The sequence below is a fragment of the Dyadobacter frigoris genome (assembly GCF_005280585.1).
GTDB classification, from domain to species: domain Bacteria; phylum Bacteroidota; class Bacteroidia; order Cytophagales; family Spirosomataceae; genus Dyadobacter; species Dyadobacter frigoris.
This window is the reverse complement of record NZ_SZVO01000007.1, coordinates 214,437-239,498: the sequence shown is the minus strand read 5'-3', so window position 1 is coordinate 239,498 and position 25,062 is coordinate 214,437. Positions and strand designations below refer to the sequence as shown.

The following is a 25,062-nucleotide window of genomic DNA, read 5'->3' as shown; positions in this document are numbered from 1 at the left end:
TTAGCTGATAGTATCTACTTTTTCTACAAAATCGCGATAATGTATTGCCGGAATAAAGTGTTGCTGAGATCGATATTGCAAAACCATAAACACCAGAAACAAGGAGATCAGGAAAGATTGCAGCATCAAAATAATAAGTGTGCTGCCCAAAGTTGATGCCCAGCCCGGTGTGGCGTTTCCGATCAATTTCAAAAACAGAATAATAATGATAAAGGCAACAGCTAAGCCTGACATGAATATGGAAAAAATCAATATTCTCACAGCCGTTGTATCAACCAGAACAGAAATCGTGCTTAAACCATGTAATACAAGAGAAACAAAATTCATCTTGCTTTCTCCTGCGAGACGTGTTGCCCGGTCGGTAGATACTGAATCGTAGGGAATTCTTGATTTTATAATTCCACCCGGATAATTATTCCAGATTTCAGAAACACGTACCAGATTTTTGAGTCTTCGCTGAGGAACAAGACTGAAATTACCGAATGTGATTACCTTACCGGTCAGCAGCTTGAACAGGTTTTTATAAATAATATAGAAAAACCGGAAGATGAAGTTTTCTGTACGCTTATTTCTCTGGGCAAAAATAATTTTACCAGGAACTTCCAATGATCTTTTAACCAGCTTGTTAATGTCGGAAGGGGCGTCTTCTCCGTCCGCATCCATGACAATTACATTGTCGCAATCGATATTTTCAGCAACGTAGGAAAGGCCGATTGCAATTGCTTTTTGATGACCAAGATTCCGGTAAAGACGTAAAACCTGAATTGCTTTTCCTCCAAAAGGAACGAAAGGCTCCGTTCTGTCTTTTGAAGAACAATCATCAACCACCAGTAAAGATGAGTTTTTCAAAACTGCCGGACTCAAATCTGTGTTTATTTTTTCTATTAACAGATTCAGAGCCTCCCAGTCATTATACTGTGGAATAATGATTACAAAATTTTCAGGCATAGCAGTGATGAAAATAACCTCCGAACAAGTATAATGGATTTTACTCGTTCGGAGGTTATAAAGACTAAGATATTATTTTACACTTGCCAATCTCGAAGAGATGCCGTCGTGTATTTGTGTAAGCGTTTCGGTTAAGCCAAATTCCCAATTCCAGCCTGGATAGTGTTCTTTAAACTTAGAAAGATCACTTACATACCAGATATGGTCACCAACACGGTTGGTTTCAGAATAGGAATGAGATAATTTATTGCCTGTAATTTGTTCACACAACGCAATTGCTTCAATCATCGAGCAGTTTGCAAAACGGCCACCGCCTGCGTTATATACTTCGCCCGGACGAGGATTTTGGTAAAAATGCCAGAACATATTGACAAGGTCATGGCTGTGAATATTATCACGAACCTGTTTCCCTTTATATCCAAAAATCGTGTAGTGATTTCCAGTAATTGCGCATTTCATCAAATAAGCAAGGAATCCGTGCAACTGAGCTCCTGAATGGTTTGGGCCTGTAAGACATCCGCCACGGAAAACAGCTGTTTTCATTCCGAAATAACGGCCATATTCCTGTACCATAATATCAGCAGCTACTTTTGAAGCGCCAAAAATAGAGTGTTTTGTATGGTCAATGCTGTGAAGCTCGTCAATTCCGTTTTTGAAATATGGATGACTTTCGTCGATTTCCCAACGTGTTTCCAATTCGACAAGCGGCAAATAGTTAGGATTGTCTCCGTAAACTTTATTGGTAGAAGTGAAAATAAACACTGCCTCAGGTGTGTGAAGACGTGTCATTTCAAGCATATTCAACGTACCAACTGCATTTACACCGAAATCTGTGAAAGGCTCGCGGGCAGCCCAGTCATGGCTTGGCTGTGCAGCCGCATGAATGATCAGTTTAATATCAGTTCCGTATTCTTTGAAGATCGGTTCCAATTGGCTAACCTCACGAATATCAGCAGAATAGTGCTTGTAATTTGTATAAGCTGATTCTATTCGGCTTTTATTCCACGCTGTGTTTCCATCAGCTCCGAAGAAATATTCACGCAAATTATTATCAACTCCAATTATTAAATCAAACTTGTCAGCTAAAAAAGCAACGGATTCACTTCCAATCAATCCGGCAGAACCGGTAACGAGCGCTATATTCATATTGAGTTTTAAATACGGTTTTTAAATCTGGTATTAAAATAATACTATATTTATGATGTGTATAATAAGAATGTAAAGTAAATTAAAAACGAACAATTATCCCAACCGGTTACTCAAGTGAGATTAAAATTACTGCTCATTTTTTAATTATATAAGAAGTTACAGCTTATAAATGATCAGAATATCAGTTGTTTATGATTTTAATCAACTCTTTTTGTTTAAATTTTCATCCACTATTTAAACTTTTCTACGGTAGTGATATTAAACTTTATTACATCAAAAAAGGTATCTTTTATAAAATGAAGTCGCCATTAAATAAGTTCAGACATATGAATTTTTATAACTGAGCTTGATGATTACAGAGAAGATTCCATTCAGCTGGCAGCAAAATAGTATTTGGGAGGATTGTTGTACCGTTAGGCCAAAGGTAACTTTTAACTTTTTAATCCCTTGGAATATTATTTTTCAACCGGTTATTTGAAAAAAGAACTGAAATTAATGTTCTAAAAGAGACACGCGGATTGTCATAAAAAAAGATATCCTTCATTTGAAGGATATCCTGTTTATAAAATCTATTCTGTAAAAACAGATACTATTCTTTAATGGATGCACTACCCGAACCGCCGTACAATTTTGCACGAATTGCATTTACGCGAGGCTCAATTGTTGGATCGGCAGTATATTTATTAGCCATTTGACGTGGTAAAGAATCTGGGCTTACACCGTAAACGTAGTCATTCTTTGCATTTAAGTCCTTCTGCTCTTTGTGGTTATATTTTTGATAATCACAAGAAGATAACAATGCGATACATGCCACAAAAGCGGCTATTTTACTAAATTTCATCTCTCTACTGGTTCATAGTAATACGCACAAAAATAACCGCCTTTTGCATAACCACCAAATGGTTAGCAAATGAATTATCAAATTTTTAATCGTTCTAACTCGCTTTGTACGAATTGCATCAATTCTGTGATGTAATTCTTGGAAAAATCAAAAGGAATATTGGCTGCCTGATAAATCTCTGTAATCGGCGCGGTGTAGCCCATTTTTAGCGCGTCAAGATATCCTTTCAATCCTTTTTCCGGATTTTCACGGTAGTTTTTCCAAACACCTATCGCGCCAAGCTGTGCAATTCCATATTCAATATAATAGAAAGGGACTTCATAAATATGAAGCTGACGCTGCCATAGATATTTTTGCAGATTTTCAAGTCCTGACCAATCCATTACCTTATCAGTAAACTGATTGTAGATTTCAACCCAGGCATGGGTCCGTTCTTCGGCAGTGTGTTCCGGATTTTCGTACATCCAGTGCTGGAATTTATCGACCGTCCCAACCCATGGAAGCGTTTCAATAATAGATTCTAAATGCTGAATTTTGGCACGGCGTAAGTCTGCATCATTATCAAAAAACTCATCCCAAAAATCCATTGTGATCAGTTCCATTGACATCGAAGCAAGTTCGGCAACTTCTGAAGGTGTGTGTTTGAAAGAATTTAAGGCCAAATCACGTGTTACCAGCGAATGCACCGCATGACCGCCTTCATGTAAAAGCGTAACCATATCCCGAAGATTGGATGTTGCATTCATAAAAATAAAAGGCACACCAATTTCTTCCAGCGGATAATTATAACCACCCGGCGCCTTGCCTTTCCGGGATTCCAGATCCAGATGTTTCATGTTTTTCATGATCTGAAGACAGTTACCAAGAAATGGATCAAGACGGCTGAAACAACGAATTGTTTTGTCAAGTAACTCTTCTCCGCTTGCAAACGGTTTTAATGGAGGCAATCCTTTCGGATCAACTTTTGTATCCCATGGACGCAGTTGTTCAACATTCAAAGCTTTTTTACGGCTCGTTGCCATATCGTTCAAAAGTGGTACAACGGCTTCTTTGACAGAATCATGGAAGTTGAAGCAATCCTGAGGCGTATAATCAAAACGGCCCATGGCAGCGAACATATAATCCCGGTAATTTGCAAAACCGGCGTTTTTCCCAACCTGGTCCCGAAGCGTAACAAGTTTGTTAAGAAGCTCGTCAAGAACTTCATGATCCTGAAAACGTCTTTCTGCAATCGTCCGCCAGGCCTCTTCTCTAACCGAACGATCAGAAGATTGTAACCGGTCGGAAGCTTTTTGCAAAGTCATTTCTTCGCCATCCAGCGTCACAGTCATGGCACCGGCAATAGCTCCGTAACGACGCTCTTCAGTTTGCATTTCCGTTTGTAATGGAATATTTTCTTCACGGAAAAGCTCTATGGCTTTTTTCATTCCGCGAATGGTAACGGCAAATCCCTGGTCAGTCAAATCATTTAAGTAAGGACTTTCCACTGCTTTTTTATCAAGTTCATTTCCATATTCTGCGAGTTTTGGCTGAATTTCAGTAATGAAAAATTGCAAAGCGTTGATCAAACCTGCATTGGCAGTATCACAGGTTTGGCGGATATATCTCCATGCAAAGTTTTCAGATAAATAAGATTCCAGCTCGCTTCTATCCAAAAACCACTGACGAAGATCCGAGGCCGAATTAATTACCCTGTCTTTTAAATTATCATAAAATGGCTGAAGGTCATCCCATTTTTTCAGATCAAATTCTTCTCCTATAAAAACCCTTTCGGATCGGGCTAACGTCGTAGTTTCCTGATTTATCATGATACCTCGTGCGATTTTTTTGTTGGCCAAAGGTAATGTGTAAATAGTGTAAACTGCAACTTTGAAAATAGAAGGAAACATCTGGTGAAAAATTTCGAGGAAACTGCCTTTTTACGTATATTTCCACTCCGAATTCGCACATACCATGCCATTTTTCCAAAAAATACTTTCTGATAATGTCCTGATTGATGGCATTTTATCAAAAGACAGCTCGTTGCGTTCTTTTGAAAATCGCCTTTACGAAAAATATGTTTACCTCATTCGTGAAGGTGTGTGGAAACATAAGCTTACAACAGACGAATGCTCCATCGTTTATTCTGATACTATCCTTACTGTTATTGAAAACATTCAAAACAAGCGGTTTGAAGGGCGTTCCGGGCTGAAAACTTATCTCTATCAAATTTTTAATAACAAATGTGTTGACCTGCTCCGAAAGAATGCGACTAATCGGCAGCAGGTGCATAAGGGAAATACTATTGATGATTACATGAACATACTTCCCGACGATTCCCGAAGTATTGTGCAACAGCTTATAGATCAATACGATCTGGAAGTTTTACACGAACGCTTGCTGGGACTTGGTGAAAAATGCCGGCAAATGTTGAAAGCATGGAGCGAAGGATTTATGGATCAGGAAATAGCGATAGAAATGGATTACCAATCTGCTGCTGTTGTGAAAACCAGTCGTTTGCGTTGCCTGGAAAAGTTAAGAGAAATGTATCATAAAGGAGTTAAAAAGGATAGTGGAAGAAAATAACAATGCCATGGAACAACGTATTGAGGATTATTTTGAAAGACAGCTTTCCGATGAAGAGCGAATGCGCTTTGATGAAGAATTACGAACAAACCCGGAACTGGCTGATTCAGTTGCTTTTTATTTGTTGGTAAAACAAAATGCGAAAGAAGATGGCCAGGAAAAACTATTGGCCGAAAGACATACGGAATGGCAAAAACTATCCCAAAATCCTTCCAGAACGATCACACGGCAACTGATATATTATACTGCCGCAGCAATTGTACTAATCGCCTTTGGTTTGAGCTGGTTTTTCCTTAATTCCGGAATAAAGGAAAGGGAACAATTGGCAGATGTCTATGTGAAGGAGAACTTTTCAACATTGAGTGTGCACATGGATGGTAAAGCTGATAGCTTGCAACAGGCTATCAATGAATATAATAAGGGCGATTATCGGAAAACCTCGTTCATCATTCAGTCTATACTAAAACGTGATCCGGAAAATGCAGAAGTGCAGAAAATCGCAGGAATTGTTTCATTGAAACTGAAAGATTATGACGGCGCCATTACCTATTTTCACCAATTAGGAGATCAGAAAAATCTGTTTTCAAATCCGGGAAAGTTCTATGAAGCTATCGCGCATTTACAGCGAGGCTTGCCGTTAGATAAAAAAGAGGCGGATGACTTGTTGAATGAGGTGATAGATAGTAATTTAGAGGGGAAAGAAGAAGCTGTGAAATGGGTAAATAAATAGTTTTTAACTACATCCGCAATATGAAATTTGTGCCTTCATTTAGAATCGTTGACGCTGACCGGAATCTTCTGGAATGTGACTATGAAAAGGAAAATCCGAGTTCTCTGGTCCTTGATTTCGGTAGGATCCCTTCAAAGCGTTCGCAGGAAAATGCTGACCTGGAAAGAAATTCAAAGCAATGGGGCCTGCATCTTCCAGTAGCCAAAGCACCGGACTTCAAGGACTTTTTTGTTTATGCCACGCCAAGGCAAAAAATACTAGTCGTGTCGGCTTCCGGCTATGAAGGAAGAAGTTTGTTAAGGGAAAATAACTGGGTTGTTCTTACGTTCACGCCTTTTGGTTCAAAAGACACACTTCAATTGCCCGTGCGGGTAATTCGTGTAAGTGAATGCGCCAATCCTAAGGATGAGTTTGGTGAGGAATCTTATACTGTATTGATTGAATGGCTTGACGACTATGACTTTGGGGTATTCGAAGTCAGTGAGAATACTGGAATAATTTTCCAGCAACAAGTTGAAAACCTGATCATTTGTGGAAAACCAAACGGAGATCCAGGCTCGATCCGTGACTTTACGGATACTGATTTTGTAGCTTTGGCCAGCGATTTTCCAGCCGTTTTAGGTACGCCGTCTTTCCAATATGTTAATGATGATTCGGTTATCGTAAGCGTTATTGATACCGGACTTTGGTACAAACTTGGAGGGGATAAAAAGAATTTGATAGGTAGCTATTTAAATTCTGAAACAAACGAGCGGAAGTTTGACGTAGCAAAAATAGAGAAAATTGAATCTCAGAATGACCGTTTACGTGGAAATTCATGGGGTTATTGCGCTGTAACTTCCTATTTGAGATCTTGCAAAGATGCAGACAATGTTTTTGATGCTGAATATAAAACGAATCTGGATTATGAAAATCTGGCAACAAGAACAAAGCTTGAAATTCTGAATAATCCTTATGATGATAACCGGGTCACTTCCTTGAATCCTACGAGAAGTGAAGGGCGCCACGGTTCTATTATTTCCGCTGTCATCAACCAACAAGGAAAAGTACCCGTATTGCCGGTTAAAGCTTTTAACTGCGCAGGATGGGGTACAATCTACGATTTACTTTGTTCGCTGAATTATGTGCTTGCTTGTAAAGAAGCAGGAATGAATATCCAGATTATCAATGCAAGTTTTGAGGGACGCTTAAATCCGGACGGTTATGAATTGCTGAAGAAAAAATTTGAACAGCTCGAAAAAAATAAAATCTGGGTCGTGGCAGCGGCTGGAAATGAGGGACAGGAATTGGTATTTGATGATTTCAATACAATGCCAAGTGCCACCGGTGTGGATGCCGTCAACGTTTTTCCAGCTTGTTTTAGTAAAATTTTCAACAATGTAATCACGGTTACTGATGTAAGTCCTTTTATTAAATTTGAAAGGAAAGATCTGCATAACAGGGATTTGTCTTATGCAAAAGTCAATCTGAATGAGCGCATCAAAAAAGATCTTAACCTGGACTTAGACCTATATGACTGGTTCTCGGGTTATCATTTTAATGGGAACTATTCCACCGAATTCGTTAACGCAGCGGTAGTCAGTGCTTATCCTTCGCCTTCGGATGGGAAACCTTTGCACGGAACTTCTTTTGCTGTAAGTTATTTCTCGGGGAAACTGGCGGAATATCTGACAACGCATCCTACCGAGCCGTCGGATGCGTTAACAAGACAAAATGTAATTGACGCAATTACCGAAAGCACGCTGGAATTGTCAGGGCGAATAAAAAATGGGGCGCTTCTCAAAATGGATAATGGGCCATTGTTTTGACCCTTCGTGATGCAATATTTTTTCAATACTAATGTTCAGGCAACTCATTTTTTTTCTGGTCATTTTATTTTTCAATATAGAGGGAAGAGCACAATGTCGCTCTTCCCAAATTTTTTTTGAAGACCTCTCTAAAATAACAGCAGGAAATCTGGATAGTACTCAGCAGATTAAACTTGAAAAATGGCTTATAAACTGGGAAAAATGTTATCCGGTTGCGGATTCAACTTACATAAGCGCGCTGCTGCAATTAGGTATGGTGCACCGTTTTGCCGGAGATTTCGACGAAGCGATTAAGGTCACAAAAAAAGTGATTCCACTTTATGAAAAATCAAATAGGTCGCTGAAAAAACGAGATTTGGTCAAAGCGAATTATCGTATCGGCGTTTATTACAACGCATCCCAATCAACCGAAAATGCTATAAAATATTTAAGCGAAGCGGTAAGAATCGGCAAAAACGATAAAGAATCTAAAACGTATATAGCAAGCGCATATTTGTATCTGGTTTACGCATATTACATAAAAGGAGATTTTCAAAAAGCACTTTCCTATGCCGATTTGGGAGAAGAAATAGCAACGGAGATCAAGGACATTGAAACACTTTCTGATATTTTATATCAGAAAGCGCAAGCCTTATCAGAACTTGAACAGAATAAAGAGGCAAAAATAGAAGTCTTAAAGGCAATTAATATCATGCAAAATCTTCCGGAAGCATGTTACTCCCTTGCGAATCAGCATCGATTACTGGGTGATATCAACAGGGCACTACATGAAAAAAAGGAAGAACTAGCTGAATATTTACTGGCATACAAGATTGCAGAACAATGCAAACACAAAAATCTTTCTGATTTTATTAACGCGATCGGGTTTTATTATTACCAGAATAAGGATTATAATCAGGCATTAAAATATTACCAGAAAGCACTTGATCTCAATAAAAGTGCTTACAGTAAAGGTGTTTTGCTGGATAGAATGGGCCTCGCTTATGCGGCCAAAAAAGATTATTTGAAATCATTTCAATATTTTCAACAAGGCTTAAAAGAGTTATTACCTACTGAAAATTTACCGGGAATTACTACTGTACCGAAAGCGAAATCAATCAGAATTACGGCACAGAAAGATTACCTGCTTTCAATTGTTCAGGATAACGCAGATACGTGGCTGGCGTATGGACAATTCTCAAAAAAAACGGATCCTGCAAAACTGAAAATTGCGTTAAAAAACTATATGCTGGCTGATACCATGATTGATTTCATGCGTTGGGAGCATACGGGAAATGTTTCAAAACTCTTTTGGCGAAACCGGACAAAAGGAATGTATGAAAATGCGATTGAAACCTGTTTTTTGCTGAAAGATCCTGAGAAAGCATTTTATTTTTTTGAAAAAAGTCGCGCTGTAATGCTTAATGACCAGTTAAATGAACTGGGAGCAAATCAGCAGTTAAGCGAAAAAGATGTGGAACGGGAAAGAACAATTCGGCGAAAAATTTCGGATTTGCAGGATCAGTTGAGTGAAAGTGAAGCGGGATCAAAACGATATCTAAGCTTTCGGAATGCTCTTTACAATGTGCAGGAAGAACAGCAAATATTTATCAAAAAGCTGGAAAAGGCCAATCCTCAATATTATTCCTATAAATACGATAATCGCGTTCCGGGACTGAAAGAAGTGCGTGAAAAAGTTATTCCGGATAGACAAACTTTACTTTCTTATTTTGTTGGAGACAGCGCCGTGTATGGATTGAGTATAAACGAAAAAAAAGTTAATTTAAAAAAGATTAAACTTGCTGATTATCAAAAATATATATCAGAATTTCAGAAATTATTGAGCGGCAAAGAAATTCAGAATAAACAGTTTGATCATTATTTAAGTGTTTCACACAAGTTATACGAATTGCTTATAAAACCTTTTGAAATAAAGTCAAATAGAGTGATTATTTCACCTGACGGGAATTTTCTACCTTTAGAAAGTTTGAGTTTTTCTTCTGAAAAACCTGATTTTCTGGTTAACAGATATGCTTTCAGCTATACTTATTCTGCGAGTTTTTTGGCAAAAATGAAACGGTCAGAAAGTGAAATATCTTCAACGAACGCATTTCTTGGGATGGCTCCGGTTCAGTTTTCTAAAAAACTTAATCAGGCTTCTTTGCCTGGCTCGGAGATTGCATTGGAAGCGATTAATAAACATTTCTTTTTTTCCAAAAGTCTTACCGGTCATGAAGCTTCGCGCGGTGCTTTTATGAAGGAATTGTCCTCTCACAGTATCATTCAGTTACTTACACATGCAAGTGCAGACAGTTCTGAAATTGAGCCCACGTTATATTTTGCTGATTCAACGCTGACACTTTCAGAACTTTCATCATCCGCTCTATCAAAAACACAATTGCTTGTTTTATCGGCTTGCCGTACCGGTGTGGGGAAAAACCAAAAAGGAGAAGGCGTGTTCAGTCTGGCCAGAGGATTTGCCGGTATAGGAATTCCCTCTACTTTGACCACGCTCTGGAGCGTCGAAAATAAATCGATTTATGAGCTGACAGAATTATTTTATGACCAGATGGAAAAGGGAATTCCATTAGATATAGCCTTACAGCAAGCCCAAATTGAATGGCTTAAAACGGCTTCAAAAAATGATCAGTTACCTTATTCCTGGGCAGGGATGGTATTGGTTGGAAATGCGGAACCGTTGGATATGGGGTTTTCGAAGAGTATGGTATATTTGATTTTGGGAGGAATTACTGCGTTAGTTATACTTGGAATTCTTCTTTTTCGCTCACGGAATTTGAAATCCGTTCATCGGAGTAAAAGAACAAGTCTTATTTAAAATGGCCTTGTTTATACAATATAGCAGCCTGTAGGCTTTCATTAGTCAGATGCGGGTACATTATCAATAAATCCGTTGTAGAAGCACCTTCACCTAGTTTGCGTAAGATCAATTCAACGGTCAGGCGTGTACCTTTTATTACCGGTTTGCCCAGCATAATACGATGGTCGGATTCGATGTAATTTCTATAATTCATAAGATATCGTCTTTAACTCAAATATATACAAAAAGAAATGAAGGATAAAGCTAGCGGACTTTGAATCAAATTACTTCGCCGATTCCTGCGTAATGTCCTTCAAATTATCAGTCACTATATTCTCGGTTTCCCGGATATTGGCAAATGCATAATTCATTTTATCCCGATCAAATTCTTTTTCATTATTAGCGATCCAGATCGTCGCTACGCCATTTCCGATAATGTTGGTGATAGCACGGGCTTCTGACATAAATCGGTCTATGCCGAGTAATAATGCCAAACCTTCTATCGGGATCACTTTTACGGCTGTCAATGTAGAGGCAAGCACCACAAATCCGCTTCCTGTCACTCCTGCTGCACCTTTTGAAGTAACCATTAATATGCCGATAATGGATAACATCTGGCCAATGGTCAAGTGCACGTTAAATACCTGCGCCAAAAAGATCGTCGCCATTGAGAGATAAATGGTAGTTCCATCCAGATTGAAAGAATATCCGGCGGGAACTACAAGTCCGACAACAGGCTTCGAACACCCCATCCGTTCCAGCTTTTCCATAACCGAAGGCAAAGCGGCTTCAGAGGAAGAAGTTCCTAAAACGATCAGCAATTCCTCACGTATGTATTTCAGATATTTCCACATACTGATTTTATAGGTATGTAAAACCAGTCCCAGAACCCCAAAAATGAAGATTGCCATCGTTATATAAACCGTTCCCATCAGTTTGGCTAATGGCAATAAGGTATGAATACCATATTTTCCAATTGTAAAAGCCATTCCCCCAAACGCTCCGATCGGAGCAAAAATCATGACAATGTGGAGTGCCCTGAACACATATTTTGAAGCAAAGTTCAACCAGGTAATAATCTGGTCTTTTCCTGAATATTTGCTTAAAATGGTACCCAAAACCAAGGAAACAAGAAGTACCTGCAAAGTGACATTGTCAAGAAAAAATTTCATCCAGCTGAAGTCATGTACTTTATTGGCATAAACGGAAATATCTCCTTTTTGAAGATTTGCCGTAACTACGCCATCGCCGGGACGAATAATATTGGCAACTAAAACGCCAACGATCAACGCCATTGTTGTCACAACTTCGAAATACAGAAGTGCTTTTGCACCCACTTTTCCTACTTTTTTCAAATCACCCATACCAATAATCCCCAGCGTAATCGTCAGGAAAATGATTGGATTGATAAATAATTTGACAATTGAAATAAAACCTTTGCCCAAAACATCCATTTTGACAGCCGTTTCGGGATCATAGTGACCGAGCAATGCACCGGCAGTAATAGCAGTAAGAACCCAAAAGGTAAGGTTGGTAAATAGCTTCTTCAATGTACTGAATAGTTAAGGAGTAAAGGATCAACTGACAGACTGTGTTGGCCTGTAACGATTTAATATAGATTTTGGATGGTAGTCAAGTTACGATATTAAAGGACTTTTTACTTAGTCGCAACGGTAGAAAACTATTTTTTTATTATTGTTTATACTTGGTCTAAATAATAAAACACTATATTTGCCCGTATCAAATGATAGCAGAATAGTATTCCGGAAAATTTAATTTATCTCAGGGCATTTTATCCAACTTGGTTATGCATGACTCCTCACATTCTTATTCGTCATTACGGATTTTAAGTCAGTCAAAAAACGGATATATCGGGCAGTGCAGCTGTTGTGATCATTACAATTTTGTTTTTGGTAATGTCCTTTTCATTTTTTCAGAAGACGGATTGAACGGTTTTCATTCTGTTTTATACGACGAGCACCAGTTTCAAACCATGGAAACGGCTTTGCCACATGGAAGAAATCATCTTTTACCCTCACCGATACCGAATTTCATGTTGTCTTTCAATGATGAAGAGGTGGAAGAGATCAAAAATCTCTTTCAGGAAACATTGCTGGCACTGGAAATCGACCGGATATTTTCTCATAAAAATAAAGAATAAGCTAATGCGCGACACAAGTTTTTGCAGCGTTTCCTGCGCTCTGATTTTGATTTTTTGTCTGACGTTTTCTTCCGCTTTTAGCAAAACGGTACCACTGCGTATTGTTTCTGTTAATGGAACATTGAGTGAAATCCTTGTAGGATTAGGTTTGGAATCTCAGATTGTTGGCGTTGACATCACGAGCACTTATCCCCCTTCTCTTGAAAAATTACCAAAAATCGGACATAACAGAAATATTTCATCTGAGGGTATTTTGGCTCTGAATCCTGATGTGATTGTGACGAGTGACCAAAGCATGATGTCTGCCAACGTACTTAAACAACTGAATAGCTCCGGGAAGAAAGTAGTGACTTTCAAGCAGGAATATTCTGAGGAGGGTACCGTAAATCTGATTCGTGAAATGGGCTCTTATTTCAATGCAAAACCGCAGGCGGAAAAAATGATCAAGTCATTGAAATCTGATCTGGCAAAACTTCCAAAAACAACGACACCAAAAAAATTGCTTTTTATCTATGCGCGGGGAACGGGAACATTAATGGTTTCGGGGAAAAATACTTCTCTTGACAAAATGTTCACTTTGATTGGACATAAAAATGCAGTAACCGATTTTACTGATTTTAAACCCTTAACATCGGAATCCCTTTTAGCAGCAAATCCGGACGTACTTGTTCTTTTTTCAAGCGGTCTGGAAAGTGTTGACGGTATCGACGGACTCCTGAAAGTGCCTGGCGTTGCCTATACCAATGCCGGAAAAAACAGAAAAATTGTATCGATGGACGGTCAGTTTCTGACTGGATTTGGACCGCGTTTGGGAAAAGCAGCTGCTGAACTGGCTCAAAAAGTGAAATAATGATAGAAGAAGAAACCATAGCAAAATCAAAAAGCAAGGATCACAAAATGGTTCAGGAGAAGCTGAAACAGCCAATTCCGCCTGGTTGGGTTATCCTGATTTTAGGCATTGCTTTGCTTGCCTGTATTATTTTTTCTGTTGGAACGGGTGCTTTGCATATTTCATTTTCAGAAATAATCGGGATCATTTCCTATAAAACTGGACTAACCGATACGCCGATTCTGGAAGAACAAAAGGACATCGTTTTTTGGGTGATTCGTTTGCCGAGAGTTTGTCTCGGAATTTTGGTTGGAGCGGGGCTAGGTATTGGTGGCGCGGCTTTACAAGGTTTGTTCCGCAACCCGATTGCCGATGCAACGTTGATCGGTGTCACTTCCGGTGCCTCACTTTTTGCAGTGATCGTGATTATGCTGAACATTAAATTTCTTGGCATTATCAATGAATATGCCGGAGCTTACACGTTGTCTTTTGCTGCATTTATCGGTGCTGCCTTAACAACAATGCTCGTATATCAGCTATCGAAAATAACAGGTGAAGGTGGTGTCACAACCATGCTTTTATGCGGCATTGCAATCAACGCTTTTGCTGCTGCGCTTACCGGATTGATGACATATATTGCCACGGATGAACAATTAAGAACAATCACTTTCTGGACATTGGGAAGTTTGGGTGGTGCCAGCTGGACTACCGTCATTTCGGTTGCGCCATTTATAGGTTGCAGTATCATTTTTATGCCTTATCTGGCTAAGTCTTTGAATTTGTTGGTTTTAGGTGAAAGTCAGGCAGCGCATCTGGGTGTCAATATGAAAGTCCTGAAAAGATCAATTATTATTTTGGCAACGATGGCCGTAGGTTCTTCTGTTGCTGTTGCGGGAACAATTGGTTTTGTTGGACTCGTAGTTCCGCATATTATCCGCAGCATTTTTGGTCCTGATAATCGTTATTTATTAATTGGATCTGCGCTTGGTGGTGCCGTCGTGCTGACATTGGCAGATACGATTTCAAGAACCATTGTCGCTCCTGCAGAACTTCCGATCGGTATACTGACTGCACTGCTGGGAACACCGTTTTTTCTGTATCTTCTTTGGAATCAAAAACGAAACCGTGTATGATCGAGACTAACAAGTTGCATTTTTGTGTAAAAAATAAATCGCTTTTACAGGATATCAATTTCAAAGCGAAGACGGGTGAGTTCTGGGCAATTGTTGGTGCTAACGGAGCCGGAAAATCGACTTTGATGAAGGTTTTGTCAAAAGAAATAACGCCAACTTCCGGAACTGTTTCTTTTCATGGAAAAGATCTGAGAAAATATAATTTGAAAGAACTGGCGCAGAAACGTGCTGTACTTGCACAACAAAATGTAATCACGCTTTCATTTACAGTACATGAAATCGTGTTAATGGGCCGTTATCCTTTTTACGATTCAAAACCTTCGCAGAAAGATCTGACTATTGTTGATCGTTGTCTTCAAAAGGTTGGAATTGCTCATTTCAGCGACAGGATCTATCCAACACTTTCGGGTGGAGAACAACAACGTGTGCAGCTTGCGCGGACGCTTGCACAAATCTGGGAAGTCCGGGAAGGATTTATTTTACTGGATGAACCTACTTCGGGAATGGATCTGCTGCATCAGTATGAAACATTTCAGCTGGCAAGAGAAATGACAAGAAAAGGTTACGGTGTTATCGCTGTCGTCCACGATTTGAATTTTGCATTACAATATGCTGACCAGGTTTTGATGTTAAAAAAAGGTAAAACTTTTGCGATAGGAACGGCGCATGAAGTTTTGACCGGCGAAAATATCAGAGAGGCATTTGGTGTATCAGTTAGAATTATTCAGCCGGATGACACGCCATTTCCGGTGATTATTCCAGAGGCTAGTCCTGTATCCGTTTGTTAACAAAATATTAAACATAAACATCTCCGTATCAATTAATACCATTCACTATGAAGACAGAATTAATATCTGACCGTGCAGCACTTAAAGATCGCTGGGCTGAATTTAAAGCAGAAAACCCTAAAACGCGTATCCGTGACGCAGCGAAGGAATTGAATACCACAGAAGCGGATCTGGTAGCCACAGGATTGGGTGAAAATATAATTTTGCTTGAAGGTGATTTCCGTGAATTGCTTAAAGATGTGCCTTCTTTGGGCTATGTAATGGCACTTACGCGGAACGACCATGTTGTTCATGAGCGCAAAGGAGTATATGAAAATGTTTCTTTCAACAATCATGTAGGATTGGTTTTGGGGCCGGATATTGATCTAAGATTATTTCTCGGCGATTGGAAATTCGGTTTTGCTGTGCATGAAGGAGATCGTCACAGTCTTCAATTCTTCAATAGTTTTGGAGAGGCAACGCATAAAATCTACCTGACTGAACAAAGTAACAAAGAAGCTTACGAGGTTTTGGTAGAAAAATACCGTGCTGTGGATCAGCAAGCTATGCCCTTGACGGCTGGAAAACCGGAGAAAAAAGCAGAAGAGCCAGCAAGAGATATCGACACGGCTGCATTCCAGGCAGAATGGCTGACTTTGAAAGATACGCATGAGTTTTTCGGACTTCTTCGTAAATATAAATTATCAAGAAAAGATGCACTTCGCCATGCTCCGGAAGGATATGCGTTTCAAATCAAACCGGAAAGTATGAAAGCGGTTTTTGATGCAGCTTCTGAAACGGAATTGCCGATCATGGTTTTTGTTTCCAATCCAAACTGCATCCAAATCCATACGGGTCCAATCAACAAGATTTTTGTGATGGGTCCGTGGCTGAATATTATGGATCCGGCTTTCAATCTGCATTTGCGTGAAGATGCAATCGATGAGGCGTGGGTTGTAAGAAAACCAACCGAAGACGGAATCGTTACAGGTATCGAATTGATTGATAAAGACGGTGTAATGTTTAACCAATTCTTTGGAAAGCGTAAACCAGGTCAGCCGGAATTAACGGCTTGGCCGGAGTTGATTGAGAAGTCGGTTATTAAAAAATAATTGCAAACGGCAATTCTATGATTGAAAGTTAGAAATTGAGGTATTAATGCCGAAATGCCGGAAAATAAAACGCTCCATAGGAGCATCCTGTTTATAGAAATCAATTTTCTGAGCTGTAATTTAGACTCCGTAGGAGTCGCCTGTTAAGTGCAATAAAATTACGAATCAGGCAGGAGGCTCCGAAGGAGCCGGGATATTGAGAGATTACAGATTTTTTCTATAAACAGGAGGCTCCGATAGGAGCCGCAAAATCTAAGTTAATATATTATTTCGCCATAGTGATTCAAATGGGCTGTTCCGTTTCGGGACAGTCTTTTTTGTTTTAATACGAAATGGTGGATGGTTAAAGTTTTATTATCGGTCGGACGGCGGGAAAAGCCGTCCGACCGGAGGCCCGTCCGACGGTTTTTTTACCGTCGGACGGGTAATAAAAATTATTTAATAGCGTCGTCTATTGCGAAACCTATTGCGCCCATTGCGGTAAAAAAAACTATTCAACCTTCAATTTCCCACTTCCCGAATAACTCCTATACTCTCCTTGATACATCGCATCAGCCGCCGCAGGCCCCGTTGTGAACGTTCCTTTGGAAACAATTCTAACTTGATAATAAAATGACTTTTCAATTTTATCAGCCGTTGTGAAAAAATGAATCCGATCATCACGAATATCATAATAAGTCGGAATAGCCGCATTTTTGATCCAGGGCATATCCCTCGGCTCCGAAATTCTTGGATTTTCAATTTCAAAACCCGCCGGTAACAAATCCGTCACAACAACATTTTCCACCGGAAGTCCATTCGTACTTGAAAGCGATAATTTTACTACAACCAGATCATTTTGATGCAGTACTGAAACCGGTTTTCCATCACGCGTCAGATACTGTCGACGAATACTTAATCCCTGATCTTCTTCCACAAAAGCACCTGTGGCAGACATCCCTTCTGATTGTGCAAACCAGTACAAATCACCTTTTCCCTGAGTCGTTACAGTCAATTTTTGATTGACAATTCCTTTGGCGATTTTCAATTCTTTACCGTCAAAAGCAGCGATTTTTTTTCCATTAATTAAAGCAGAACCGGTAACCGTAGACCCCGATGTTTTCTTAGCTACTTTTCCCAAAGCCAAAACTGCAAAACTTGCTTCCTGCGTATTGATATAAGAAGCAGATTGAATTGCTTTTGACAACTGACGGGCTAATGGTGAAATCTGCAAATTATCTCCATCTGTTTCCAAAAGTGTGTTTAATATCAAACCGAGATTTCTTAACGGAGAAGAATAACTGTCATCAAAAACGGCACTTCCATTTTGATACACATAACTTTTTGGCAAAATAGAACTGAAACTTCTCGTATCTCCTATCAACTGAAAAGCTCCGGCAAGCAGATAACGGGCATCTATCGTCAGCAGCTGAGGATTTTGTTTGTAATAGTTCATCGCTGACCGGTTTGGCGAACCCGTTAAAGCCAGGACATACAAGGAATAAAGCGTTTCCCTCCGCGCCACCGTTTTGCGGATTTGCGTTAAAGATTCTTTTGGTAAATCATTATTTGTGCTGGCTATCGCAATTTCCCTTGTCGCAGTTGTTCCTGTTTTAGCAGTCAGGTAATCAATAGCTTTGCTCAATGTTTTTGGATTTATTTCAAACCCAGCCCGGCGAGCTTCTTCCAGGAAATGAACGGCATAGGCCGTTGTCCACCAATCTTCTGTGACAGCTCCCGGCCACATAACCGCACCGCCATTGAACAATTGCTGCGATTCAATTTTACGGATTGCCTGCTGCACATTCGTAACGGGATTGAAGTCACTTTCTCCCGTTTTTATCAGATAAACCGGCGTAGCCATCGCTTTGGCGAGATCTGCAAAATAGAGCTGAGGAAATGCTTTTGAAATTGTTTGTTCCAGACAGCCATAAGGGTACCCAAGCAAGGTTGAAAGTGCTTTTCCACCACCTCCAACAAGTGGAGAGCGGCTCAAAACGACCTGACTGCTCGCGGTAGAAGGAATGAAATTATTAGTAAGATTTATCAATCCCTGCTGTCCGCCAGCGATTAATCCCGAACCGCTTGTTTTCAACAATGGTGAAGCCGGACGAACGGTAATTTCTGTTTGTTGTGTAAAGGTTTCTCCAAAAGCATTCACTTTTACAATCACTTTTCCGGCACCAATGGCAGCCAAAGCTTTTACCGAAAATATTGCTCTGGTTTCTTTTCCGGCAGGAATATTGATTTTTTGAACAGTAGGAACCGAACCGGAATTCAGCGGTCCGCTTACTTGTAAAGTTACCGTTGCATCTGCCGCTTTTTTCTCTGTATTACTGATATTAACCGGCAAAACCAGCTCATCACCCGGACTTAAAAAACGTGGTAAACCGGCACTGATCACAACCGGATCTGCCACTTTCATATTTTTATTAGCAGCGCCAAAAGCATTGTCTTTGTAGGCGACAGCCATAATCCGCAAATCGCCGCTGAATTGTGGAATGTTTATATCAAAAGTGGCTTCACCGTTTCCATTAGCCGTAATTTGTCCGCTCCAAAAAGAAACCAGTTCCGTTCTTCCGTTACTTAACGGATTAATTCTTTTTTCAAGATCATAACCATCACCACCAAAACTGGAAGCCCCTGAAATATTTAATTCAGGGAAAAGCAGCGCATATAAATTGTGACTGGTAACTTCCAAAGCGCGTTTTTGATAGAAATAGCCATGGATATCCGGCGTTTTGAAATTCTTGATCTGCAAAATTCCTTCATCCACAACGGCAATCGTTACTTCTGCATTAGGCTGCGTTTTAATCCGGATCTGTTGTTTCGTTTTTGATCTTGATTTTTCAACAGTCGTGATGGAAACAGGCAAATTTCGCTTTGAATCTTCTACTAAAACCGGAAGAAAGCCATTGGCAACCGTAAGCGGAAGATCAGAATTGTCAAGCGGTCGGATTAGCGTTGCTGTCACAAAAACATTCGGTAAATGTTCCTCTTTCAGGCTAAGTTTCAATTCGGCCGCTTTCTTTTCCGTCGTTAAAATGTGATGTTCCAACACACTATTTCTTTCAACGGTTACCAACAATCTTCCATCAAAAGGTGTTTTGAAAAGGATTTTCGCCGTTTCCCCGACATTGTATTTTTCCTTATCGGTTTCCATCAAAACCCGCCCTTCATTGCTTACTTCAAAGGACGAATATTGTGTATAACCTGAGCCATAAGCATAGAAATTGGCCACGCTATAATGTTCTGCTTCCGGCCTGCGAATTCTTACTTCATATTCTCCTGAAACCGTTGGGACATAGCGGAAAGTATTTTTTCCATTGACAAGATTGAGAATATTGGAATAAACAACCTTTTCACTTTTCCTGGAAGTGTAAGTTAGCTGCTCGTTTTTCTTTTCTACAACGGTCTGATATTCAAGACGGACGATTTCTACTTTTGCCTTGGCGCCATTTTGTAAAACTCCTTTGCTGTTAACACCAACAATTTCAAAAGGAACCGGCGCATTTACTCCGACATAAGAATCGGGTAAATGAATTCCGTAAAAAACGTTTTGTGTAAAAACATCAAAATGCTGCAAACGGTTAACCGGGCGGCCATTTTCATCAAAAACCGTAACGTATATTTTCCCTTCCAAAACCCCGATATCCTTTATTCCGGGAGCCAAAGGGAATTTTTCTGTTGCTTGTCCCTGCTCGTTAGTTATCCCTTGCCTACGTTCTTTTTCAAAAGTGGTTTCAGCAGGAATATCAAAAGTGAATTCAGGAAAACCCGCTGCGAAAAAGCTTTTTCGTTTCAGTTGCGATTCCATTTCATACGTCCGGTTACTCGCCGGCGGACCGAATAAATTAAGCGCTGTTGCTGTCAGTGAAATCGTACTGCCGGAAACATATTCTGTCTGCGCTCCGCTCAGATCTACCTTAATTCGATCGGGCATAAATTCCTCTACATTGACTGATTGAGAGGCTAATAAAACATCATTGGCATTATATACTTCCAATACATAAGTTCCGGTAAGTACCGCCGTTTCCATACCAACTTCCGTTTCTACGGCACCTTGTTTATTGGTGCTTTTTCGCCAGATCCGGTATTCTCTTCCGTTTGGTGTAACCAATCTTAATTTCAACGGAACTTCGGACGCAACCTGCCAATTTTGGTTTCTGATAACGGTATTGAAATGGAGCGTTTCACCCGGCCGGTACATATCGCGCTGGCCGTAAATAAAAGCTTGTAAGCCAGATGTATTATCTCGCTGTCCTTCTACTTCAAAACGGGAAGTTTCCACACGTGTATCATCCAAAAGCAGATAATTGAAATCTTCTTTGCTTCCGGCAGTAATCATTGCCAGTTTAAAACCAGGTGCTTTTTCGCCCAATTTCTCAATATGCGCAATACCGTCACCGTCGGTTGTAGCGGTGAAAATGGATTGATTATTGGTGCTGATTAATGTTATTTCAAGATTTGCGAGCGGCTCGTTTGTTTTGATAGAATTGGCAAAAACCCAAAGCTCATCTTTTCCTTGTTTGGCAATTAATCCGATATCAGAAATAGAAACCAACTTTGTAGCTCCTAAATAAGCTTCATCTTTGGAATTAACAGAAACGAGATAAATCCCACGACGACCGTTATCATCCGGCAGTGCAATATTTAATGCTGAAATTCCCTTAGCTTTTGGAAGATTTTCGGTATCAATAATTTTATTAACAACGATATCTGTAAAATTATTTTCCTCGTCGCCGCTATAATTGAAGGATCCGGTTGATTTCCATTCTTCGCCGACATAACCATATTCCTCCCAACGGTTTGAGCGCACATAACTAAGAATATTATTGGCATACAGTTTGGCAATTTTAACCTGAACTTTGGGTACATTCACAATCTGGACACCCATGTTTCGCGACCCTTTTGGCGTCATGTACAATGCCTTTTTATTGGAAAAAGATATCCCCGCCGGCATTTTCCCAAAGAATAAATCACGAGAAGTTTCGTCTTCCAACGTTTTTCCAAGTACGCCTTTTAATGTTTTATTGATCAAAAGCGCATAGGTATCAGTCTCATTAAAATCGCCTCTTAGAATGAAACCATTTTCTGTCAGTTCTCTGGTTAATGTTGCTGCCGGATTGATTGAAAAGCCGGTTTCAATACTTTCTTTGACTATTTCCTGCGTTGTAATGACGCGGACAAAAGCAGCATTATTTTCAAAACCGGTCTTGATATCAGATACTTCCAGATGAAGCGGGGATGGCAAACTGGTTGTTCTTTCAAGAATTTCATTGGTGATGTAGGTGGTATTTTGTGCTTTTAATCCTTTATCCAACGTGATCTGTAACGGCACTGGATTATTATCTGCTGCGCCATTATTAGCCAAGGCCAGTGTAATTATTTTTCCCTCCGCAGAAGGCAGGATTTTGTACGAAACAGATTTATCCGCCAGCGTTAATTTTAATCTTTCAGCAACATTTTGCGTCGTAACCGGATAATTGAAAATCAGTTTCACACGTGCTTCCTGGCGACCGGTTTCTTTTGAAAGTGTCCACCAGCTTTCCGTTTCTATCAGTTGGAGATATGGCGTATGAAAATCTATCGTTTCAGTAGAAACGTCATATTTTTTATCTGTTTTGGATTGAGATAATAATTTGTCGGTAAGTTTCGCTTTGTAATTTGTTGCAGATCCAAAACCATTAACCGGCGAAAAAATCAGTTCATTTGGCGCCGACCATTTGAATTTTCCGCGAACGGCTGGTTCAAACTGAATATATTGCGTTGAATCCCAATCGTTAAGCTGACTTTCGGAAACAAGATCTTTATTGAAAGTAAAAACAAGATTTTGCGACTGACCTATCTCGTCTTTGAAATTTGTTCCCGCAATTTTTACTTCATTCAGAGAAGAACAGCCATTGAAAAAGTACGCAGAAAAAAGAATGAAGATGAATAAAGAGGAAGAGAATTTTCTCATGAGCATGTTAACGAAATTTTTCAGACTAACAGAATTTGTTTGCGGCAATAACGTTTTTTATCCATAATCAGGATATAAAAAACGGATGATTTTTTATAACAAAAAACCATCCGTCTAAATTAACTGTAATTGTATCAAATCTTATTTTTGTCTGTCCTGATTTGTGTTAACGGTCAGAAAAATATTCCAAATCAGAAAGCTTTCATCACTTCTTCAATGGGTTTTGCACCTTCAAAAAATGATAACAAACGCATTAAAATACCTTCTACCACGGCATCAGGGCAGGAAGCTCCGCAGGTCAGCATAATACGAACGGGAGATTTTACCGGTAAATAATTTTCCGAAACTGTTTCCTCCTTTGTATGAAGATTAAAATGCCTGATCAGATTATTATCAAGGATTTTGTTAACGGATTCGATAAAATAAGTTGGCAGTTTTGCTTCACATAACTCAACCAAATGGGAAGTATTTGAACTATTATAACCGCCGGCAACGATTACCAGATCTGCCGGATGCGTTAATAAAGCATAAGTCGCATCCTGATTGTCATTTGTTGCATAACAAAGCGTATCCCTTGTATTGGCAAAACGTGTTTCCACTTCTTCGGGGCGCAGGCCGTAATGTTTGGTCATTACATTTTTTAAATAATCTGCAATACCTTGTGTATCAGAGGCCAGCATAGTAGTTTGGTTGACTACACCGATTCTTTGCAAATCTTTTTCAGGATTAAAACCTTCGGAATATTGACCTTCAAAATCTTCAAAAAATTGTTGTGCCGGAAGTTCCCCCGTTATGTATGAAGCCAAACGAATGGTTTGCTTCATATCTTCCACGACAATCGTGGGCGCATTTTCCTTGCTATGTGAAAAAGTTGCACGGGTTTCTTCATGAAATGGTTTTCCATGGACGATAATGGAATAATCCTTTTGCCCGATCTGTTCCGCCCGGTTCCATACTTTTTCTACGAACGGACAAGTCGTGTCGTAGATATAGGAATTAATTCCGAGCTCGGTTAATTTCTTTTGGTTTTCAATTGTTGTTCCAAAAGCGGGAACGATGACTATATCTTCCGGCGTCAGCTCTTCCCATGGAATCAGCTGATTGCCTTTGGTATCCATAATAAATTTCACTCCCCGATCTGTCAAATCCCGGTTCACATCCGGATTGTGGATCATTTCACTCAAAAGAAAAATCCGCTTATCAGGATTTTCAGAGATAGCTTTGTAAGCGATATCAATAGCGTTTTCCACTCCATAACAAAATCCGAAATGACGTGCGATCAGAAACTGCACCGGCCCAAAATCCAACATAGTTGGTGTGAAATCACGTTTCAGTTTATCGTTTTTACGACGGAATTCCTTTATTGGGGTGATGATATGGCTCCGGTAAAAATCGGGTATATTAAACGTCTTCATTTACAGATTCAGTAGGTTCTAAGTAACAAAATAGGCCATTTTTGAGCAATAGTCAAAACAGTAGCTTTTCTTTTTGATAACAAATGAGGGATTGGCTTTGTTCAAAAAAGCTTTCGGCTTTCGTCGATCGGCTTTCAGATGGTTGATAAATGGCAAATTTTGGTCGGGAAAAGTCAACTGCTGACAGCCGATTGCTGACAGCCACCAAAATATTTTGTAAATTGATGCAACATCTATACAAGTAATTACCTCTTTAATTCAGAACGTTCAAATCTAAACCTTCTGCTTGAAAACGAAATTGTACACCGACCAGCATGTGGACCTGGTAGAGCGTTGTAAACTCGGAGAGCGCAAAGCGCAGTATGAGCTATACAAATGCTACTCGAAGGCTATGTTCAACATTTGCATGCGGATAATAAATCATAACGGTGAAGCAGAAGATGTCTTGCAAGAGGCATTTGTGGATGCATTTACAAACCTCCATCAATTTCGTCAGCAATCGACTTTTGGTGCCTGGTTCAAGCAGATTGTTGTAAATAAATCTATAAACCACCTTCGGAGCAGGAAGGTAAAATGGGTGGAAATGGATGAGTTTCAGGAAACACTGGAAGACGGACAGGAAATGGACGACAGCTTTGGCTGGCATGAAAATGATACGACTTTGGAAGTTGAACGGATCAGAAATGCTGTTTTGAAATTACCTGATGGTTATCGTGTTGTGGTGAGTCTTTATTTATTTGAAGGGTATGACCACGAAGAGATCGGGGAGGTATTAGGAATCAGCGAGACGACATCGAGGACGCAATATATGCGGGGAAAAAGAAAATTGACAGAAATACTCGGAAGAGCTTAACGGAAAGCGAACG

General features: G+C 39.7%; 18 protein-coding genes. 10 read left to right on the top strand and 8 right to left on the bottom strand.

All coding sequences use genetic code 11. From position 1 onward, the window contains the following. The 4 genes from FDK13_RS16405 to FDK13_RS16390 all read right to left on the bottom strand — a co-directional run bounded on the left by FDK13_RS16405 (position 1) and on the right by FDK13_RS16390 (position 4,746). Positions 1–948, bottom strand: coding sequence for a glycosyltransferase (locus FDK13_RS16405; RefSeq protein ID WP_137341087.1), 948 nt, complete (start codon positions 946–948; stop codon positions 1–3). A 72-nt stretch (positions 949–1,020) separates the two neighbouring features. Next, complete coding sequence (locus tag FDK13_RS16400) at positions 1,021–2,094, bottom strand: NAD-dependent epimerase/dehydratase family protein (RefSeq protein ID WP_137341086.1); 1,074 nt, start codon at positions 2,092–2,094, stop codon at positions 1,021–1,023. Between the two features lie 592 nt (positions 2,095–2,686). Then, entirely contained in the window at positions 2,687–2,938 is a 252-nt protein-coding gene (locus FDK13_RS16395; protein WP_137341085.1) for a hypothetical protein, read from the bottom strand. 77 nt (positions 2,939–3,015) lie between these two features. Next, the gene (locus FDK13_RS16390) at positions 3,016–4,746 is read right to left on the bottom strand and encodes a M3 family oligoendopeptidase (protein WP_137341241.1); all 1,731 of its coding nucleotides are present in this window, start codon (positions 4,744–4,746) and stop codon (positions 3,016–3,018) included. 145 nt (positions 4,747–4,891) lie between these two features. On the opposite strand from FDK13_RS16390, the gene FDK13_RS16385 reads away from it, so the two are divergent. The 4 genes from FDK13_RS16385 to FDK13_RS16370 are packed head-to-tail and all read left to right on the top strand — an operon-like array spanning position 4,892 to position 10,856. Further along, positions 4,892–5,503, top strand: a complete 612-nt coding sequence (locus FDK13_RS16385) for an RNA polymerase sigma factor (RefSeq protein WP_137341084.1) — start codon at positions 4,892–4,894, stop codon at positions 5,501–5,503. Positions 5,504–5,510: 7 nt separating this feature from the next. Further along, complete coding sequence (locus FDK13_RS16380) at positions 5,511–6,233, top strand: tetratricopeptide repeat protein (RefSeq protein ID WP_137341083.1); 723 nt, start codon at positions 5,511–5,513, stop codon at positions 6,231–6,233. A 20-nt stretch (positions 6,234–6,253) separates the two neighbouring features. Further along, positions 6,254–8,041, top strand: coding sequence for a S8 family serine peptidase (locus tag FDK13_RS16375; RefSeq protein WP_137341082.1), 1,788 nt, complete (start codon positions 6,254–6,256; stop codon positions 8,039–8,041). A gap of 31 nt (positions 8,042–8,072) precedes the next feature. Then, positions 8,073–10,856 (top strand): CHAT domain-containing protein, encoded by a 2,784-nt coding sequence (locus FDK13_RS16370; RefSeq protein ID WP_137341081.1) that lies wholly within the window; start codon positions 8,073–8,075, stop codon positions 10,854–10,856. Here the strand turns inward: FDK13_RS16370 and FDK13_RS16365 are convergent. Together FDK13_RS16365 and dctA are read right to left on the bottom strand one after the other, a co-directional pair. Further along, entirely contained in the window at positions 10,849–11,052 is a 204-nt protein-coding gene (locus tag FDK13_RS16365) for a DUF433 domain-containing protein (protein ID WP_137341080.1), read from the bottom strand. The two genes, FDK13_RS16370 and FDK13_RS16365, sit on opposite strands and share 8 nt — an antisense overlap. Positions 11,053–11,122: 70 nt before the next feature. Beyond that, a complete protein-coding gene (gene dctA, locus FDK13_RS16360; RefSeq protein ID WP_137341079.1) occupies positions 11,123–12,388 on the bottom strand; it encodes a C4-dicarboxylate transporter DctA in 1,266 nt (421 codons plus the stop codon). A 257-nt stretch (positions 12,389–12,645) separates the two neighbouring features. On the opposite strand from dctA, the gene FDK13_RS16355 reads away from it, so the two are divergent. Genes FDK13_RS16355 through FDK13_RS16335 form a run of 5 tightly spaced genes read left to right on the top strand, consistent with a single transcriptional unit; the run spans position 12,646 to position 16,840 of the window. Continuing rightward, entirely contained in the window at positions 12,646–12,999 is a 354-nt protein-coding gene (locus FDK13_RS16355; RefSeq protein WP_137341078.1) for a DUF6686 family protein, read from the top strand. A gap of 4 nt (positions 13,000–13,003) precedes the next feature. Next, on the top strand, positions 13,004–13,849 hold the full coding sequence (locus FDK13_RS16350) for a heme/hemin ABC transporter substrate-binding protein (RefSeq protein ID WP_137341077.1): 846 nt from the start codon (positions 13,004–13,006) through the stop codon (positions 13,847–13,849). After that, positions 13,849–14,961: a FecCD family ABC transporter permease gene (locus FDK13_RS16345; RefSeq protein ID WP_229216062.1), complete on the top strand. Its 1,113-nt coding sequence runs from the start codon at positions 13,849–13,851 to the stop codon at positions 14,959–14,961. The genes FDK13_RS16350 and FDK13_RS16345 overlap by 1 nt, the downstream gene beginning before the upstream one ends. Further along, positions 14,958–15,749 carry a heme ABC transporter ATP-binding protein gene (locus FDK13_RS16340; RefSeq protein ID WP_137341076.1) on the top strand — a complete coding sequence of 264 codons (792 nt, stop codon included), beginning with the start codon at positions 14,958–14,960 and terminating at the stop codon, positions 15,747–15,749. The genes FDK13_RS16345 and FDK13_RS16340 overlap by 4 nt, the downstream gene beginning before the upstream one ends. 47 nt (positions 15,750–15,796) lie before the next feature. Beyond that, complete coding sequence (locus tag FDK13_RS16335) at positions 15,797–16,840, top strand: hemin-degrading factor (RefSeq protein WP_137341075.1); 1,044 nt, start codon at positions 15,797–15,799, stop codon at positions 16,838–16,840. A 490-nt stretch (positions 16,841–17,330) separates the two neighbouring features. Here the strand turns inward: FDK13_RS16335 and FDK13_RS16330 are convergent, their stop codons facing one another. Both FDK13_RS16330 and FDK13_RS16325 read right to left on the bottom strand, forming a co-directional pair. After that, positions 17,331–22,787: an alpha-2-macroglobulin family protein gene (locus FDK13_RS16330; RefSeq protein ID WP_137341074.1), complete on the bottom strand. Its 5,457-nt coding sequence runs from the start codon at positions 22,785–22,787 to the stop codon at positions 17,331–17,333. A 185-nt stretch (positions 22,788–22,972) separates the two neighbouring features. Further along, positions 22,973–24,196, bottom strand: a complete 1,224-nt coding sequence (locus tag FDK13_RS16325) for a 4-hydroxy-3-methylbut-2-enyl diphosphate reductase (RefSeq protein ID WP_137341073.1) — start codon at positions 24,194–24,196, stop codon at positions 22,973–22,975. Between the two features lie 286 nt (positions 24,197–24,482). Between FDK13_RS16325 and FDK13_RS16320 the strand changes: the two genes are divergently transcribed. After that, a complete protein-coding gene (locus tag FDK13_RS16320) occupies positions 24,483–25,049 on the top strand; it encodes an RNA polymerase sigma factor (RefSeq protein WP_137341072.1) in 567 nt (188 codons plus the stop codon). Positions 25,050–25,062 lie beyond the last annotated feature (13 nt).

Coding starts and splice junctions, on each gene's coding strand:
- FDK13_RS16390 (WP_137341241.1), bottom strand. CDS start 4,746: ATGATAAATCAGGAAACTACGACGTTAGCCCGATCCGAAAGGGTTTTT.
- FDK13_RS16345 (WP_229216062.1), top strand. CDS start 13,849: ATGATAGAAGAAGAAACCATAGCAAAATCAAAAAGCAAGGATCACAAA.
- FDK13_RS16395 (WP_137341085.1), bottom strand. CDS start 2,938: ATGAAATTTAGTAAAATAGCCGCTTTTGTGGCATGTATCGCATTGTTA.
- FDK13_RS16400 (WP_137341086.1), bottom strand. CDS start 2,094: ATGAATATAGCGCTCGTTACCGGTTCTGCCGGATTGATTGGAAGTGAA.
- FDK13_RS16375 (WP_137341082.1), top strand. CDS start 6,254: ATGAAATTTGTGCCTTCATTTAGAATCGTTGACGCTGACCGGAATCTT.
- FDK13_RS16405 (WP_137341087.1), bottom strand. CDS start 948: ATGCCTGAAAATTTTGTAATCATTATTCCACAGTATAATGACTGGGAG.
- FDK13_RS16325 (WP_137341073.1), bottom strand. CDS start 24,196: ATGAAGACGTTTAATATACCCGATTTTTACCGGAGCCATATCATCACC.
- FDK13_RS16365 (WP_137341080.1), bottom strand. CDS start 11,052: ATGAATTATAGAAATTACATCGAATCCGACCATCGTATTATGCTGGGC.
- FDK13_RS16330 (WP_137341074.1), bottom strand. CDS start 22,787: ATGCTCATGAGAAAATTCTCTTCCTCTTTATTCATCTTCATTCTTTTT.
- FDK13_RS16380 (WP_137341083.1), top strand. CDS start 5,511: ATGGAACAACGTATTGAGGATTATTTTGAAAGACAGCTTTCCGATGAA.
- FDK13_RS16370 (WP_137341081.1), top strand. CDS start 8,073: ATGTTCAGGCAACTCATTTTTTTTCTGGTCATTTTATTTTTCAATATA.
- FDK13_RS16350 (WP_137341077.1), top strand. CDS start 13,004: ATGCGCGACACAAGTTTTTGCAGCGTTTCCTGCGCTCTGATTTTGATT.
- FDK13_RS16385 (WP_137341084.1), top strand. CDS start 4,892: ATGCCATTTTTCCAAAAAATACTTTCTGATAATGTCCTGATTGATGGC.
- FDK13_RS16355 (WP_137341078.1), top strand. CDS start 12,646: ATGCATGACTCCTCACATTCTTATTCGTCATTACGGATTTTAAGTCAG.
- FDK13_RS16340 (WP_137341076.1), top strand. CDS start 14,958: ATGATCGAGACTAACAAGTTGCATTTTTGTGTAAAAAATAAATCGCTT.
- FDK13_RS16335 (WP_137341075.1), top strand. CDS start 15,797: ATGAAGACAGAATTAATATCTGACCGTGCAGCACTTAAAGATCGCTGG.